At 74.5% G+C, this 15,985-nt stretch carries 13 protein-coding genes; 5 read left to right on the plus strand and 8 right to left on the minus strand.

Annotated features, from left to right (window positions below):
- Positions 1-65 precede the first annotated feature (65 nt).
- The 3 genes from FKN01_RS30095 (at position 66) to FKN01_RS30105 (ending at position 3,875) form a co-directional block, all read left to right on the plus strand.
- Positions 66-2,102: a regulator gene (locus FKN01_RS30095; protein WP_143625824.1), complete on the plus strand. Its 2,037-nt coding sequence runs from the start codon at positions 66-68 to the stop codon at positions 2,100-2,102.
- A 124-nt stretch (positions 2,103-2,226) separates the two neighbouring features.
- Positions 2,227-2,577 carry a 5-carboxymethyl-2-hydroxymuconate Delta-isomerase gene (locus FKN01_RS30100; RefSeq protein WP_143625825.1) on the plus strand — a complete coding sequence of 117 codons (351 nt, stop codon included), beginning with the start codon at positions 2,227-2,229 and terminating at the stop codon, positions 2,575-2,577.
- Between the two features lie 74 nt (positions 2,578-2,651).
- Positions 2,652-3,875, plus strand: coding sequence for a hypothetical protein (locus FKN01_RS30105; RefSeq protein WP_143625826.1), 1,224 nt, complete (start codon positions 2,652-2,654; stop codon positions 3,873-3,875).
- Positions 3,876-3,914: 39 nt separating this feature from the next.
- On the opposite strand, the gene FKN01_RS30110 is transcribed toward FKN01_RS30105, so the two are convergent.
- From FKN01_RS30110 to FKN01_RS30120, 3 genes are all read right to left on the minus strand, one after another.
- Positions 3,915-4,637, minus strand: a complete 723-nt coding sequence (locus FKN01_RS30110) for a TetR/AcrR family transcriptional regulator (RefSeq protein WP_143625827.1) — start codon at positions 4,635-4,637, stop codon at positions 3,915-3,917.
- Between the two features lie 161 nt (positions 4,638-4,798).
- Positions 4,799-5,446, minus strand: a complete 648-nt coding sequence (locus FKN01_RS30115) for a response regulator transcription factor (RefSeq protein WP_143625828.1) — start codon at positions 5,444-5,446, stop codon at positions 4,799-4,801.
- Complete coding sequence (locus FKN01_RS30120; protein ID WP_143625829.1) at positions 5,431-6,699, minus strand: sensor histidine kinase; 1,269 nt, start codon at positions 6,697-6,699, stop codon at positions 5,431-5,433. Before FKN01_RS30120 ends, FKN01_RS30115 begins: the two co-directional genes overlap by 16 nt.
- A gap of 240 nt (positions 6,700-6,939) precedes the next feature.
- Between FKN01_RS30120 and FKN01_RS30125 the strand changes: the two genes are divergently transcribed.
- A complete protein-coding gene (locus FKN01_RS30125) occupies positions 6,940-9,072 on the plus strand; it encodes an MMPL family transporter (protein ID WP_185993050.1) in 2,133 nt (710 codons plus the stop codon).
- Positions 9,073-9,146: 74 nt separating this feature from the next.
- On the opposite strand, the gene FKN01_RS30130 is transcribed toward FKN01_RS30125, so the two are convergent.
- From FKN01_RS30130 to FKN01_RS30150, 5 genes are all read right to left on the minus strand, one after another.
- On the minus strand, positions 9,147-9,725 hold the full coding sequence (locus FKN01_RS30130) for a winged helix-turn-helix domain-containing protein (protein ID WP_143625830.1): 579 nt from the start codon (positions 9,723-9,725) through the stop codon (positions 9,147-9,149).
- Between the two features lie 286 nt (positions 9,726-10,011).
- Complete coding sequence (locus tag FKN01_RS30135) at positions 10,012-10,923, minus strand: DUF6891 domain-containing protein (protein ID WP_143625831.1); 912 nt, start codon at positions 10,921-10,923, stop codon at positions 10,012-10,014.
- Positions 10,924-11,008: 85 nt separating this feature from the next.
- Complete coding sequence (gene glnII, locus FKN01_RS30140) at positions 11,009-12,043, minus strand: glutamine synthetase (protein ID WP_143625832.1); 1,035 nt, start codon at positions 12,041-12,043, stop codon at positions 11,009-11,011.
- Positions 12,044-12,156: 113 nt separating this feature from the next.
- Positions 12,157-13,284 carry an ARPP-2 domain-containing protein gene (locus FKN01_RS30145; protein WP_143625833.1) on the minus strand — a complete coding sequence of 376 codons (1,128 nt, stop codon included), beginning with the start codon at positions 13,282-13,284 and terminating at the stop codon, positions 12,157-12,159.
- A complete protein-coding gene (locus FKN01_RS30150; RefSeq protein ID WP_143625834.1) occupies positions 13,281-14,753 on the minus strand; it encodes a hypothetical protein in 1,473 nt (490 codons plus the stop codon). Before FKN01_RS30150 ends, FKN01_RS30145 begins: the two co-directional genes overlap by 4 nt.
- Positions 14,754-14,978: 225 nt before the next feature.
- Here FKN01_RS30150 and FKN01_RS30155 point away from each other — a divergent pair, with 225 nt between their 5' ends.
- On the plus strand, positions 14,979-15,893 hold the full coding sequence (locus tag FKN01_RS30155) for a Gfo/Idh/MocA family protein (RefSeq protein WP_143625835.1): 915 nt from the start codon (positions 14,979-14,981) through the stop codon (positions 15,891-15,893).
- The last annotated feature ends 92 nt before the right edge of the window (positions 15,894-15,985 follow it).

Below are 15,985 nucleotides of genomic sequence, written 5' to 3' on the forward strand. Positions count from 1 at the left end.
CCGGGGGTGTCGCTCCACACACCCCCGGGCACGCCTTTCACTCCACCTGTGCAGCGACGGTGACGATGGCCAGCAACCTCCCCGAGGAGACCACCAGCTTTGTCGGACGGGCGGCCGAGCTCACCGGGCTCGAACACGCCCTCGCCACCGGCCGGCTGACCACCCTCACCGGCACCGGGGGCGTCGGCAAGACCCGGCTCGCCCTCCGCGCCGCCCGCCGCGCCGCCCCCGGCTACCGCGACGGAGTCCGGTGGGCCGACCTCGCCCCGCTGCACGACGACGAACTCCTGCTCGCCACCGTCTCCGACGCGGTCGGCCTCAGCGACCACACCCTGCGCCCGCCCATCGACGTGCTGTGCGAATGGCTCGCCGACAAACAGCTCCTGCTCGTCCTGGACTCCTGCGAGCACCTGCGCCCCGCCTGCGCCCACCTCCTCGGCGAGATCCTGACCACCTCGCCCGGGCTCACCGTCCTCGCCACCAGCCGCCAGCCCCTGGACCTGCGGGGCGAACAGGTCGTGGAGGTCGACCCGCTGTCCGTCGACGGCGCCGCCGACGCCCTCACCCTCTTCCGGGAACGCGCCACCGCCGCCGCCCCCGCCACCCCGTTCCGGGAACCCGGCACCGCCGAGGCCGCCGCCGACATCTGCCGCCGCCTCGACGGCATCCCGCTCGCCATCGAACTCGCCGCCGCGGCGGTCGGCCGGCAGAGCGTCCAGGAGATCGCCCAGCGCCTCGCCACCCGGCTCGACACCTTCGCCGACGCCTCCCTGCGTCCGGTCCGCCACCGCACCCTGCGCACCACCATCGGCTGGTCCCACGAGCTGTGCACCCCGCTCGAACGGCTGCTGTGGGCCCGGCTCACCGTGCTGCGCGGCGACTTCGACGAGGACACCGCCGTCACCGTCTGCACCGGTGGCCCCCTCACCGAGGACGGCGTCCGCGCCGCCCTGCGCGGCCTGGCCGCCAAGTCCGTCGTCACCCGCGAGGGCACCCGCCACCGCATGCTCGACACCCTGCGCGAGTACGGCCGGATGTGGCTCGCGGAGCTCGGCGAGGACCGGGCCGCCGCCGACCGGCACGCCGCCTGCTTCCTGAGCCTCGCCCGCAACGCCCACGCCGGCTGGACCGGCGACGACCAGATCCTCTGGTACCACCGCATCGCCGACGCGCACGCCGACCTGTGCGCCGCGCTCGACCACCTCCTCGACCACGACCCCGCCGCCGCCCAGGAGATGGCCGGCCGGATCGGCTTCTTCTGGTGCTGCTGCGGCCACCTTCCGCAGACCCGGGGGTACGCCCAGCGCGCCCTGGACACCGGACCGGGCAGCGGCCCCCACCGCACCCGGGCGCTGTGGGTGCTCGGCATCTGCGTCCTGCTCCAGGGCGACTACCCGGCCGCCGAGCGCATCGGCCGCGAGTGCGTCCGCGAGGCCGCCGCCGACGGCACCGACGAGGGCATCCTCGCCGCCGCCTATCTGCGCGGGCTCACCCACCTGATGACCGGCGAACCCGAGAAGGGCCTGCGCGAGTCGCGCCGGGTGCTGCGGACCACCGCGTCCGGCACCCGGCTCGAAGCGGCCTACCGGCTGCGCTGCCACCTCATCACCGTCTTCGCCCTCACCGGCCTCGGCCGGCTGGAGGAGGCCGCCTCGGCCGCCGTCGTGCTGCGGGCGGCCTGCGACGCCCAGGACGAGTGCTGGACCCGGTCCTACGTGGACTACCAACTCGCCCTGATCGCCCTGCTGCAGGGCCGCGCCGCCCCCGCCGCCGCGCACGCCCGGGCCATGCTCACCGGCAAGCACCGGCTCCGCGACCGCTTCGGCATCGCGCTCGGCCTGGACGTCCTGGCCGCCGCCATCGCCGCCCAGGGCGAGGGGGCCAGGGCCGCCCGCGTCTACGGCACCGGACAGGTCTACTGGCGCATGGTCGGCCACCCCCAGCGCGGCACCCCCGAGCTGGGACCGGTGCGCGAGACCTGCGAGCGGCGCGCCCGGGAGGCGGTCGGCGACGCGGCGTACCGGCGGGCGTTCGAACAGGGCCGGGCCGACAGCGCGGAGGCGGGCCTCGCGCTGGCGCTGCACGGCGAACTGCTCACCTGACGGGGCACCCCTCAGGCCCGGACGTCACACCCCCGTCTGCCTGGCGGACACCTGTTGTGCGACCCGCGCCGGTCCGGGGAGGCTGGGCGGCGTCCGTCCCCGCCCGACCGCCCCGGAGGCCGTCATGCCGCAGATCACCGTCGACTACTCCGCCGAGCTCGCCGGAGCCTTCGACCGCCCCGCGTTCGCCCTCGCGCTGCACCCGGTCGTCGCCGCGACCGTCGACACCAAGACCGCCGCCTGCAAGACCCGGTTCCGCCGGGCCGAGGAGACCGTGGTCGGGGACGCGCCGGCCGGCGACGCGCTCGTGCACGTGGACATCTCGCTGCTGCCCGGCCGCACCCCGCAGACCAAGGCCCGGCTCACCGAGGCCGTCCTGGAGCTCCTGCGCGACCACGTCGGCACCGTCACCGGTCTGACTCCGCACCTCTCGGCGGAGGTCCGGGACCTGGACCCCTCCTACCGCAAGGTCTGACCCGGCCCGGGTGCAACCCGGACGGCGCGCCACGGCACTTACCGGGTGAGACCGTCTTCGGAAGGAACCACCCCGTGCTGAAGTACAGCCGCCGCACACTGCTCCACGCCGCCGTGGCCACGGCCGCCCTGACCGTCGCCCTGTCCGCGCCCGTGCCCGCCTCCGCGCTGGACGGGGCCGCACGCGCCTGGGCGGTCGAGGCGGCCCCGTACAGCGACGCCACGCTCCTCGACATCGCCAGCATGGGGCGGGGGAGGACCTGGGCGGCCGGGTTCACCATCCGCGACGAGGGCAAGGTGACCCGCTTCCAGCCCGTCGTCGCCGAACGCGCCGAGCCCGGGGCGGCGTGGACGCCCGTGCCCTCGGCGACCACCGCCGCCGGGGACGTCAGCAGCCGCGTCAACGCCATGGACGCGAACGGCGGCCGTGACGTGTGGCTCGTCGGCGACGACTCCGCCGCCCTCGACGGGCGGGTCTACACCCAGCACTTCGACGGCGGGAGCTGGCAGGTCGTGCCGGTGGAGCTGCCGGAGAAGTCGGCGGCCGGCTCCCTGCTGGACGTGGACGCCAGGCAGGGAGGCGCCTGGGCCGCCGGTACCGCGCAGATCGAGGTATCCCGCACCTGGAACGAGGCGAAGGGGACCTGGAACATCCAGTACCGGAACGCCGGCATCGTCCGCCACTTCGACGGGACGGCCTGGCGTGACGTGCCGCTGCCCGAACTGCCCGGCGACTACTGGTACCTGAACGGCGTCCGGGCGGTCGCCGACGACGACGTCTGGGCGGCGGGCTACGACGGCGACAGCGGCAGCCCGCTGCTGCTGCACTACGACGGCTCCTCCTGGCAGCGGGTGGACGCCCCCGGCGTCACGGACACCCCCGGCCAGGCCCAGAAGCTCGCCGTGGCCGAGGACGGCGCGGTGTGGGTGGTCGGCGAGGACTGGTCGCCCGAGGACGGGTCGACGCGCGCCCTGGTCGCCCGCCACGACGCGACCGGCTGGCACGAGCTCGCCGTGCCGGACGTGCCCGCGCGGCTCTTCGGCCTCACCGCACGCTCCGGAGGCGGGATCGCCGTCGTCGGCCAGACCCTCGGCGAGCGGCGCGACGCGCTGGCGTGGGCGTGGCAGCCGACGGGCCGCAGCCACTGGAAGGACCTCGGACTCCCGCAGCCCGCGGCGACGGGTCCCGCGGAGAACGTCGCGAGCGCGGTGACCGGAGGCCGGGCGGGGCTCACGGTGGTCGGCACCTCGACCGCCGAGGGCGCGGAGCCCCAGCCGTTCGTGTCCGTACGGCCCTGACCCCCGGGTGGCGGCGCGCGACCCCTCGCGTGCCGCCCGTTACGGCAGCCGCTGCGCGGGCACCGCCGGCACGGCGGGCGCGAGCGCGGAGAGCCGGGCCAGCAGCTCCCCGAACGGCCCGTCCACCGGCTCCTGCGCCAGCACCCGCAGCACGATCCCCGCCATCTCCTCGTCGTACGCGGCGCTCACGGCGGCCAGCGCGGCGAAGTCGTGCACGAGCTGCAACTCCAGCTCCGTCCGGGGCACCCGCCGCCCGTCCAGCCAGAGCAGCGCCGTCGACTCGGCGAGCGACACCCAGGACCGTACGACCAACTCCAGCCGGGCCGGGGGCTCTCCGATGTCCAGATGGGCCAGGATCTCTTCGCAGGCGGCCTGGCGGACCCCGTCGATCATGGCGTTCGCCGTGGACGAGCCCACCGCGGGACCGCCCCGCATCAGCGCGGCGAACCCGGGCCCGTGCTCCTCCACGAAGTCGAAGAACCGCCCCATCACCCGCAGCAGCCGGGCGCCGAGCGGTCCTTCGCGCGGCTCCAGGAACCTGGTCGCCAGCTCGTCCGCCGCCCGCCGCAACGCCGCCTCGTACAGGCTCTGTTTGCCCGGGAAGTAGTGGTAGACCAGGGGTCGCGAGATCCCGGCGGCCGAGGCGATCTCATCGATCGACACCTCGTCCGGGGCCCGGTGGCTGAACAGCTCCAGCGCGACGCCGATCAGCTGCTCCCTGCGCTCCTCGACGCCCATCCTGCGCCGCACCCCGGTCGTCATGTCCCCAGCGTACCGACCGGTGGGTCCGGCCCGGCCGGCCGCACCGGATCTCCGGTCCGGGCCCCGCCAGGAGCGCTGGGCGAGGGCGTGGGCGGCGCACACCCGGCGGCAGCGGCTCGGCGAGGGCGGCAGCAGGAGGCAGCCGATCCGGACGGCAGCCCCTACCCCCGGTCCAGATACGCCAGAACGGCCAGCACGCGACGGTTGTCGTCGTCGGACGGCGGCAGGCCCAGCTTCCCGAAGATGTTCGAGGTGTGCTTGGCCACCGCCCGCTCGGTGATCACCATCTGCGTGGCGATCGCCGCGTTCGACCGGCCCTGGGCCATCAGCTCCATGACCTCCCGCTCGCGCGGTGTCAGACCGCCCATCGGCTTGTCCTGCGAACGCCGGGTCAGCAGCTGCGAGATGACCTGCGGGTCCATCGCCGTACCGCCCGCCGCGACCCGGCGGACCGCGTCGATGAACTGGTCCGCGTCGAACACCCGGTCCTTGAGCAGATAACCGATCCCGCCGTTGCCGTCCGCCAGCAGCTCGCGCGCGTACAACTGCTCCACGTGCTGGGAGAGCACGAGGACGGGCAGCCCGGGCCGCGCCCGCCGGGCCGCCAGCGCGCACTGCAGGCCCTCGTCCGTGTGGGACGGCGGGAGCCGGACGTCGACGACGGCGACGTCCGGCTCCAGCTCGGCGAGGGCCTTGGTGAGTTCGGGCCCGGTCTCGACGGCGGCCGCGATCTCGAAGTCGTACGCCTCCAGCATGCGCACCAGGCCGTCGCGCAGCAGGAAGAGATCTTCGGCTAGGACAACTCGCAAGGGATCTCCATGGTCACCATGGTGGGGCCGCCCGCGGGGCTGCTGACGGCCATGATGCCGTCGAATGTACCGAGCCGCCGTTCGATTCCGCTCAGCCCCGAGCCCGCGCCCACCGAGGCACCGCCCCTTCCGTCGTCCGTGACCGAGAACCTGAGCGCCCCGTCACTGTGCCGCAGGTCCACCCAGATCCGCTCGGCCCCCGAGTGCTTCGCCGCGTTCGTCAGCGCCTCGCTGATCGCGAAGTACGCCGCCGACTCCACCGGCGCCTCCGCCCGGCCGCCCAGCTCCACGTCCACGTCGCACGGGACCGGCAGCCGCAGCGCCAGCGCCTTCACCGCGTCCCCGAGCCCGCGCTCCGCGAGCACCGGCGGATGGATGCCCCGGACCAGGTCGCGCAGCTCCGTCAGCGCCTCGGCCGAGGACTCCCGGGCCATCGCCAGGAGCCGCTTCGCCTGCGCCGGGTCCTTCTCGATCAGCGCCTCGACGGTGCCGAGGTTCATCCCCATCGCGACCAGCCGGGCCTGCGCCCCGTCGTGCAGATCGCGCTCGATGCGCCGCAGCTCGGAGGCGGCCGTGTCCACCGCCTCGTGCCGGGTCTCGGTCAACCGGTCGATGCGCCGGGCGAGTTCCTGCTCCTGGGTGGGGGCGAGCACCGACCGGGCGAGCACGAAGTGCGCCCGCAGCAGCCGCTCGCTCAGCAGCACCCCGGCCGCGAAGATCGCCACGCCGAGCGCGGCGGCCATCAGCCCCGTCGCCTGGCTGTCGACCGGGACGAACGCGTACCAGTACCGGTCGTCCGTGAAGACCCGCCACAGCCCCGCCGCCAGGACGAACCCCTCCACCGGGTAGAGCAGCAGCGCCGCGGCCAGGATCGCCACCGTGTAGCCGGCCGTCATGTCGACCAGCATCCACCGGATGTCCCGCCAGGTCGCCGGGTCCTTCAGCATCAGCGTGGTCCGCTCGACCTGCCCGGTGAACCCGCTCCGCAGATCCTTCGGGAACGGCCGGTACGGGACCGGGATGCGCACGTCCGACCAGGTGATCGCGAGCAGCCTGCGCTGGTTGGCGTGCTTGCGGACCGCCTCCAGGATGTACGGCGTGGTCACCAGGCCGACGCCCAGCGGGATCGTGGCGATGGAGATCAGCGCCAGCGAGAACAGCGTGCACGAACCCGCGAGGGCCGGGACCGACACCACCAGCCCGCGCCACGCGGCCAGCAGCGCCGACCCGATCCGTCCCCGTTCCGCGTCCATCCCGGTCCCTCTTCCCCTCGCCGGGTCCTCGTGCCGGCCCCGTGTCGCAGACAGTCTGACCCGGCGCACCCCGCGTCCGGCAGCCGGTTTCCCACCCGGTGGGGGTGTATCCAGCACCACCCTCCGCTCCTCGCCCTACGTGCCGTCCGACCGGGGGTTTCACCGGCTGGGGCGGCCGGCCCGGCGTTCCTAGATTCGAGGGGCATCGTCGGACTTCCACCAACAGGGGGCGAACCCGCCATGAGGCGTAACCTCGCGGCACGCATGGGTGTGTGGAGCGCGCACCACCGCAAGACGGCCATTCTCGGCTGGCTGCTCTTCGTCGTACTCGCCGCGGGCATCGGCGGTGCCTCGGGCATGGTCGAGATGACCGACGCCGAGAACGGCGCGGGCGACTCGGCCCGCGCCGAGCAGATCCTCTCCGACGCCGGGCTCGGCCACCGGGCCGGCGAACTCGTCATGGTGTCCTCGGCCGAGCCGGACGGCTGGCGCACCGCCGCCCGCGAGCTGACCGCCGCCATCCGGGACACCGAAGAGGTCATCGGCCTCGCGGACCCCGTCGTGTCGAAGGACCGCAAGGACGCGCTGATCACCTTCGAGATGAAGGGCGACCCGGACACCGCCCCCGACCGGGTGCAGCCCGTGCTGGACGCCGTCGCCGGGGTGGAGGCGGAGCAACCCGACGTCACCGTGCGCCAGTTCGGGGACGCCAGCGCCGGCAAGTGGCTCGGCGACCTGCTCGCGGACGACTTCAAGAAGGCCGAGTTCACCGCCGTACCGCTGGCCCTCGGCATCCTGCTGGTCGCCTTCGGCGCCGTCGTCGCCGCCCTGCTGCCCGTCGGGCTCGCGCTGACCGCGTGCATGGCCGCCTTCGGCCTGCTCTCGCTCGCCAGCCACCAGCTCCACCTGTTCCAGACCACGTACTCCGTGATGTTCCTGATGGGCTTCGCCGTCGGCGTCGACTACTGCCTGTTCTATCTGCGCCGCGAACGCGACGAGCGGGCCGCCGGACGCGACGCCGGCACCGCCCTGCGCATCGCCGCCGCCACCAGCGGCCGGGCCGTCCTGGTCTCCGGGCTCACCGTGATGGTCGCCATGGCGGGCATGTTCCTGTCCGGGCTGATGCTCTTCAAGGGCTTCGCCCTCGCCACCATCACCGTCGTGTGCATCGCCGTGCTCGGCTCCGTCACCGTGCTGCCCGCCCTGCTCTCCTGGCTCGGCGACCGCGTCGACGCCGGCCGGGTGCCGCTGCTGAACCGGCGCGGCAAGCGGGGGAAGGGGGAGAGCGGCCGTGTCGCCGGGCGGGTGCTGCGCCCCGTTCTCGACCGCCCCAAGCTCTTCGCCGCCGCGTCCGTCGCCGTGCTGCTGGTGCTCGCCGCGCCTGCGATCGGCATGAAGACCGAATCCCTGGGCCTGGAGAAGCAGTTCGGCTCCGACTCCACGCTCTCCGTCGCCCACCGCCACATCAGCGAGACCTTCCCGGGCGGCCCCGCCCCGGCCCAGGTCGTCGTGGAGGCCGACGACATCACCGCCCCGGCCGTGCGCGAGGCCCTCGCCGGCTTCGACCACGTCACCGTGCACCGGGCGCGGAACATCGCCGAGTTCGAGGTCCCGCTGCCCGGCGGCGAGAAGGACCTCACCGCCCTGCGCGAGGACCGCCTGCCCGACGCCTTCGGCTCCACCGGCGCCCGCGCCTACGTCACCGGTGAGGTGGCCGGGTCCGTCGACTTCAACGACCAGCTCAAGCGCGGCATCGCCCCGGTCTTCCTCTTCATCACCGCCGTGACGTTCCTGCTGATGCTGTTCTGCTTCCGGTCGTACGTGATCGCCGTGACGTCCATCGCCCTCAACCTGCTCTCCGTGGCCGCCGCGTACGGGGTGATGACCGCGGTCTTCCAGCACGGCTGGGGTGCCGGGCTCATCGGCACGGAGGGCGTCGGCGCGGTCGAGTCCTGGATGCCGCTCTTCGTCCTCGTCGTCCTGTTCGGCCTGTCGATGGACTACCACGTCTTCGTGGTCTCCCGCATCCGCGAGGCGCACGGCCGGGGGATCGGCAACAGGGCCGCGATCGACGAGGGCATCCGCCGCACGGCCGGCGCGGTGACCGGGGCGGCCGTGATCATGGTGGCGGTGTTCTCGGTCTTCGCGACCCTGTCCATGCAGGACATGCAGCAGATGGGCGTCGGCCTCGCGGTCGCGGTCCTGCTGGACGCCACGCTCGTACGCATGGTGCTGCTGCCCTCCGTGATGGCGCTGCTCGGCGAGCGCAACTGGCGCACCCCGCGCGGCCTGGGCCGACTGCCGGTCCTGGACCACGGCGAGCCCGCGGACCCCGCGCCCGCACCGGCCCCGGTCGCTCCGGGACCGCGCTGAGCAGGGCGTACGAGGGCGGGCCCCGCATCCGGCAGCGTCTGCCGGAACCGGGGCCCGCCCCTGTCGGCCGGGTGTCAGGGCGTGTACTTGTACCCGACCCGGCGCACGGTCTGGATCGCGCGGCGGTGCTCGGCGCCCAGCTTGCGGCGCAGCCGGGCGATGTGGACGTCGACGGTACGGCCGTCGCCCACGTGCCCGTACCCCCAGACCGTGGTCACCAGCTGGTCGCGGGTGTGGACGCGGTGGGGATGGGCCACCAGGTGGGCCAGGAGCTCGAATTCCAGGTAAGTGAGGTCCAGCGCCCGCCCGTTCACGGAGGCGGAGCGCTGTACGGGGTCGATGGTCACCGGGCCGGCCGCCTCAGGCCCGGCCTCCGCCGGCACCGCGTACCGCGCGGCGGCGGCGGCGAAGGCCGGCTGCTGGTCGGCGGGCACGAGCACCAGGTAGCCCACCATCGGCGGGCGGCCCGGCAGGCTGGGCACGGTGTGCTGGGGTGCGGGCAGCCAGGTCGCACCCGGCGTCAGGAGCGCCGAGACGTCGGCCTGCTGGACGACGTCGTCGGGGGCGACGGCGCGCAGCCGGTGCCGGCGGGGGGAGGCGGGGCGGGCCGGGGAGGTCGCAGCGGCAGCGGAGAAGGTACGGGTGTTCGCCATGAGGGGTCAGCTCTTTCGCGCGAGGGAGTCGTCGGTGGACGGACTTGCCGCGTGCGCGCGGACCGGGGGCCGGGTGAGGGCTTCAGCGGGCCGGCGCGTTCAGCGCGCGGCAACACACCCGGTCGAAGTCGTGGTGCTGACGGGAGGGCCAGAACGGCTCGAGGTCGCTGCGACCGGTCGAGGTGTGCGGGAAGCTGGCCATGCCCCCATTGAAGCAGAGAACGGGTGACGGCGCGCCCCTTCGCGCGACGAGTGAGCAAGGCGACAGCCCCTGGCCCGCCGGCCCTCAACCCACCAGCCGCTTGCGCCAGTCGAGCCCGGTCAGCTCGATCGCCCGGTCCGGCGAACCGTCCCACTCCACCGTCAGCCCGGCCTCGCCCAGCGCGGCCACCACCTCCCGGCCCACCGCGGCGGTCGTCTCCGCGGAGCCGTCGAACCCGCCGTAGTACAGCGCGAGACCGTGCCCGGCCGCAGCGCTTTCCGTGCCCTGGCCGTGGAAGAAGACGAAGCCCCGGGCATCCTCGCGCCCGGCCGCCCCTATCTCGCTCATCCCGCACGAGCGGCAGCACGTGAAGTGCTCCCGGGCCGTGATGCCGCCCCGGTCCAGCCGGGCGAAGGCCTGCTCCAGCCGGTCCGGGTCCGTCACATCCGCCCAGCCCCGCTGCTCCCCGACCCGCTCCAGCCACAGCCGCTCCACCAACTCCCGTGCCTGGGCCCGGGAGACCGGGCGCACCCCGTCCTTCACGAGGTGGTCCTCGGCCGTCTCGGTGAGCGTCCGCACGGTCCCGTAACCGCGGCGCAGCAGCTCCCGGACCCGCGGCTCCAACTGCTGCCGGACCTCCTCCGGGAGCTCCGGCACGGGCTCCGGCTCCGGAATCCCGGCGCTCTCCCACCTGGTCCCCGCGTCCCAGCCGGGCTCCTCGCGCGCCCACCGCGTCATCAGCGCGATCACCCGGTCGGGGTCGTCCACGACGATCCGGACATGGCTCGCCGCCGTGCCCGAACGGTGCTCCAGCTCGTAGTCCCCGCCCGTCTCGTGCCACACCTGGATGAAGGTGCCGGGGATGTCCGGTATCCGCTGGACGACCAGGAAGTTGTCCCCGCGCGCGCCGATGCGGTGCACGAGGTCTCCGAGCCGCTGGGCGGAAACACGGGTGTGGGTCTGCTGGTTCTCGGTCTCGACCTTGACGCTGAGCATGCGCCCACCCTGGCACACGGCACCGACAGCGAAGGGAGCCCACCGCGTGTGCGGCGGGCTCCCCGGCAATGCCCGGCGGACCGGATCAGACCTGACCGGCCTTCTCCAGGGCCGTGCAGCAGGTGTCCACGATCAGCCGCGTGACGACGTACGGGTCGACGTTGGCGTTCGGGCGGCGGTCCTCGATGTAGCCCTTGCCGTCCTGCTCGACCTGCCACGGGATGCGCACCGAAGCGCCGCGGTCGGACACGCCGTAGCTGTACTCGTTCCACGGGGCGGTCTCGTGCAGACCGGTCAGCCGGTCGTCGATGCCCGCGCCGTAGTTCTTGACGTGGTCCATCGGCTTCGAGCCCTCGCCCAGCGCCTCGCAGGCCGTGATGATCGCGTCGTAGCCCTCGCGCATCGCCTTCGTGGAGAAGTTGGTGTGCGCGCCCGCGCCGTTCCAGTCGCCCTTGACCGGCTTCGGGTCGAGGGTCGCGGAGACGTTGAAGTCCTCGGCGGTGCGGTAGAGCAGCCAGCGGGCGATCCACAGCTGGTCGGAGACCTCCAGCGGGGACAGCGGGCCCACCTGGAACTCCCACTGGCCCGGCATGACCTCGGCGTTGATGCCGGAGATCCCCAGACCCGCCTTCAGGCAGTTGTCGAGGTGCTTCTCCACGATCTCCCGGCCGAAGATCTCGTCCGAGCCGACGCCGCAGTAGTAACCGCCCTGCGCGGCCGGGAAGCCGCCCTCCGGGAAGCCGAGCGGCCGGTGGCCGTCGAAGAAGGTGTACTCCTGCTCGATGCCGAAGACCGCCTCCTGCCCGGCGAACCGCTCGGCGACCGGACGCAGCAGCGCCCGCGTGTTCGACGCGTGCGGGGTCATGTCGATGTCGAGGACCTCGCACAGGACCAGGATGTCGTCGCCGCCGCGGATCGGGTCCGGGCAGCTGAAGACCGGCTTCAGCACCCGGTCCGACGCGTGGCCCTCGGCCTGGTTGGTGCTGGACCCGTCGAAGCCCCAGACCGGCAGCGAGGCCGCGTCGGACGACGGGCTGCCGGACATGATCTTCGTCTTGGAGCGGAGCTTGGCGGTCGGCTCGGTGCCGTCGATCCAGATGTACTCAGCCTTGAACGTCACGGAAGCCATCCTTTGCGGGTGCTGCGGTTTATGCGCCGCAGCTTCGCAATCCGCGATTTCCCGGCCATTGCCCTCGTGTGAACCCCGTGTTACCGAGGTTTCCGGGGGCCTCCTCAGTCGTTCCGGTCCCTCAGCAGCGCCTCGAAACCCGCGCTCCTGATCCGGCGCCGCAGCTCCGCCTCGCTCGTCCCCAGCGCCCGCGCGGCCCTCGGAAGCCGCCAGTCCGCGCCGGCCAGCCGGTGCAGCAGATGGCCCCGGCGGATCTGCGCGTCGGACAGGCGGAACGTCTTCAGGTACGCCACCCGGCCCTTGTGGTCGGTGACCGTCTCGCCGATGTGCTGCCCGCCGCCGTCGCGTACGAAGGGCGGCAGGAACCGCCACAGCGTGAACGCCCCCATCCGGTACACCGGGTCGAAGCCGTACGAGCCGTCCAGCAGCTCGCGCGCGAACAGCGTCCCGTGCGCCTCGGCCCACGCCCGCTCCTGCTCCCGCGCCGCCGCCCGCAGCGCGTCCAGCGACCGCAGGTGCGGCCCGTCCGCGATGCGCGCCCCGAACTCCGGCACCGGCGCCCCGTACCACGCGTACTGGTGCACCAGCTCCCCGTACAGGTCCTCCACCAGCGTCGGGTGCAGGAGCCGGTAGTCGTCCGGGTGCGGCACGACGAACGCGGCGGCCAGGGCGTCGGCCGCGTACACCAGCACCCCGCACTGGCCCGGGTGGATCTCGAACGCCCGCAGCGCGTCCTCCAGCCCGCGCACCGACCGGCCGAGGTACGCGTCCTCGGCGCGCGGCGAGAGCCCGTCCCGCAGCGCCTGCCGCGACCACTCCTCCCAGGCCGTCGACGGGCCCCCGAAGTGCAGCGCGAGATAGCCCTCCAGCGCCAGGTGCAGCGGCAGGAACCGCAGCCGGTCCCCGGGCCGCCGCTTGGCGAGCCGGTGATGGCGGTGACGCGGCAGCCGTACGGTCCGGGCGGGCACCCCGCCGTCCGCGCCGAGCTGCGTCCCGTACGCGGCGCTCCGCACCCCTTCCCCGGACCAGTCGGCGACGAAACCGTGCGGGACGTAGGAGGTGTAGTGGGTACGCGGACCCACCTCCACCGCCCCCGCGCCGAGACCGCCGTACACCTCCCGGTGCAGCCGCAGCCCCTCCACGGGGCTCTCGCGCACCAGCGGCACCAGCCGGATGCCGCCCCACACCTGCGACGGCCGGACGGCGAGCCCGGACAGCTCCAGCCTGTTCACCGCGGCCCTCCCGCCCCGCCCGCCGCCGTGAACCGGGCGACCCGCCGGTCCAGATACGCGTACAGCTCGGCGGCCCCCGTGCGCCCCTCGGAGAACCGCGCCAGCTCCACCAGCGCCGGCAGGTCCTCCGCGTCCCGGATGCCGGCCGTCGGCACGCGGGCCGACAGCCGCCGCACGTCGAACCCGTCCGCGTCGTATACGGGGTTCACATGCACCACCGCCGTCCGCCGGTCCGGGTCGAGCCTCGTCCGCCACACCCGCAGCACCTCTCCCGCCAGCCCCGGCGGCGCGTTGTCCCAGCCGTCCGAGACGATGACCAGCCGCTCCGGGCCGTGCTCCAGGGCGTCGATGATCCGGGTGCCGAGCGGGGTCGGCCCCCACGGGCGTACGAGCAGCGGGTCGCCGGTCCCGGTGGTCCACAGCGGGGTGTACGCGCCGGGCCCGGCGAGCGCCTCCAGCAGATGGTGGCAGGCCAGCGCCACGGCGAGCGGACGCCGCCGCTTCTCGCCCGAACCCGACGACGAGTAGCTGTCGTCCAGCACGGCGGCCACCCGCCCCCAGCTCCCCGCGTGCGGCCCGGCCGCGCGCCGGGCCGCGGCGCGCAGGGCGGAGGTCAGCTCCCCCCGGTGCCGCACCCGCGCGTCCCGGTCCAGCGACAGGACGTACAGGGCGAGCCGGGTCAGCGGCATCACCGTCAGATCGACGTCCGGCAGCCCGCCCGGGGCGGCCGGCCGCTGCCCCTGGGCGCGCAGCCGCTCGAGCCGCGTCATCCGGGGCACCATGCGCTCCACGAACGCCTCGCGCTCCATCCCGTGCCGGGCCGCGAAGCCCTCCGCGACGGTGAACGGCAGCTCGCCGACCGCGCGCTGTTCGTAGTGCGCGCGGCGCCAGGCGTCCAGCAGCCGGTGCTCGTAGCGCGGCAGCCCGCCCGGCCGGAACAGGAACGCGCCCAGCTCCCCGCCCGGCCCGTCGAGCCGCAGATGGGCGTGGCGGACGGCGGCCTTCAGCCCGGCCCGGTACTTCACCGCGTCGTGCGCCGCGTCCGGCCGGGCGGCCAGCCAGTCCCGCATGATCGCCCGGGTCCGCCGGTTGTTCACCTTCGCCGCGCGCAGCTCCCGGAACAGCCGGTACACCCGCTGCGGCGGAAGCCCCGCCAGCCGGGCCGCGATCAGCCGCCCCTCGGTGCGCTTCTCCTCGGGCGACGCGTCGGCCGCGTACTCCAGCAGCCCGCGCACGATCCGCACGGCGTTGTGGTCGTTGATGTCCAGGGCCAGCGAAGCCGCGTACAACCGGCGGTAGTTGATCCGTACGTACGCGTGCAGGAAGCCGAGCGAGAGCCGCTGCCGGTGGGCCCGGGAGCGGAATTCGCGCTGTCCGGTCGCGGTGATCGCGGCGTTGACGAAGAGGAGCACGTCCTCGGCGGCGACGAGGCCTGCCTGGGTCTCGGTGCCGGTTGCGGCGGTCGTCATGATGGGTCCCCCGTGGTGTCCCGCACGGCGGTTCGCGCGTGCGGAAGCCGGCCGGGGAATGGAGGGGCGAGCAGCGAAATGATTGCTTCAGAGGCAAGTCCCGGAAGTCGCACCGGAGTCCCGCGGCCGGCCCGGCCAACGTAACCGCCCGGGCGCGGGCGACGCCACCGCATTGCGCGCCCCGGGCCCCCGGCCCCTGCCGCCCCCACCCGGCACACTGGACCCATGACGACAACCGAGACCCCCCTGCGCGTCGGCCTGGCCGGCACCGGACCCTGGGCCCGCAACACCCAGGCCCCCGCCCTCGCCGCACACCCCGGCGTCGTGCTCAGCGGTGTGTGGGGCCGCCGGGCCGAGGCCGCCGGGGAGCTGGCCGCCGCGCACGGCGCGCCGGCCTACTCCGGTGACGCGGGGCTCGACGAGCTGTTCGCCGCCAGCGACGCCGTCGCCTTCGCGCTGCCGCCCGACGTGCAGGCCCCGCTGGCCGCCCGTGCCGCCGAGGCCGGCTGCCACCTGATCCTGGACAAGCCGGTCGCCACCACGGTCGCCGGTGCCCGCGAGGTCGCCGAGGCCGCCGAGCGGGCCCGGGTCGCCTCCGTCGTGTTCTGCACGCTCAGGTTCGCCCCGCGGCCCGCCGCCTGGATCGCCGAACAGGCCGCCACGGGCGACTGGTTCACCGCCCGCGCCGAGTGGATCGCCGCGCTCTGGGCCCCCGGCACCGACAGCGACTACGCCGCGTCCCCCTGGCGCCGGGAGCGGGGCGGCCTCTGGGACGTCGGCCCGCACGCCCTCTCGGTCCTGCTCCCGGTCCTCGGCGACGTCACCGGACTGACCGCCGTCCGGGGCCCCTCCGACGCCCACCACCTCGTCCTGCGCCACACCTCGGGGGCGTCGAGCACGGTCACCCTGACCCTCGGCGCGCCGGTGGCCGCCGCCGGGGTGGAGGTCGTCCTCCGGGGCGAGCACGGTGTCGCCGCGCTGCCGAGGTGGGACGGGGCGGTGGACGCCTTCGCGGCGGCCGTGGACGCGCTGATCGCCTCGGTGCGTACGGGCGAGGCCCACCCCTGCGACGTACGGTTCGGCCTCCGGCTGACGGAGCTCCTGGCGGAGGCGGAGGCCCAGGTCCGGGGCGGGGAGTAGCCGCCGGTCGGGGAGGGGGGGGGGGGGGGGGGCGCCCCCCCGCCCGGGGGGCGCGCGGGGGGGGCCCCCCCCCCCCCCCCCCCGCCGCGCCC

The organism is Streptomyces sp. 130, assembly GCF_007096885.1.
Classification (GTDB): domain Bacteria; phylum Actinomycetota; class Actinomycetes; order Streptomycetales; family Streptomycetaceae; genus Streptomyces.

Bases quoted from the DNA above. Each gene is read 5' to 3' on its own strand.
- FKN01_RS30095 (WP_143625824.1), top strand. From the start codon at position 66: ATGGCCAGCAACCTCCCCGAGGAGACCACCAGCTTTGTCGGACGGGCG.
- FKN01_RS30100 (WP_143625825.1), top strand. From the start codon at position 2,227: ATGCCGCAGATCACCGTCGACTACTCCGCCGAGCTCGCCGGAGCCTTC.
- FKN01_RS30110 (WP_143625827.1), bottom strand. From the start codon at position 4,637: ATGACGACCGGGGTGCGGCGCAGGATGGGCGTCGAGGAGCGCAGGGAG.
- FKN01_RS30120 (WP_143625829.1), bottom strand. From the start codon at position 6,699: ATGGACGCGGAACGGGGACGGATCGGGTCGGCGCTGCTGGCCGCGTGG.
- FKN01_RS30125 (WP_185993050.1), top strand. From the start codon at position 6,940: ATGAGGCGTAACCTCGCGGCACGCATGGGTGTGTGGAGCGCGCACCAC.
- FKN01_RS30130 (WP_143625830.1), bottom strand. From the start codon at position 9,725: ATGGCGAACACCCGTACCTTCTCCGCTGCCGCTGCGACCTCCCCGGCC.
- FKN01_RS30135 (WP_143625831.1), bottom strand. From the start codon at position 10,923: ATGCTCAGCGTCAAGGTCGAGACCGAGAACCAGCAGACCCACACCCGT.
- FKN01_RS30150 (WP_143625834.1), bottom strand. From the start codon at position 14,753: ATGACGACCGCCGCAACCGGCACCGAGACCCAGGCAGGCCTCGTCGCC.
- FKN01_RS30155 (WP_143625835.1), top strand. From the start codon at position 14,979: ATGACGACAACCGAGACCCCCCTGCGCGTCGGCCTGGCCGGCACCGGA.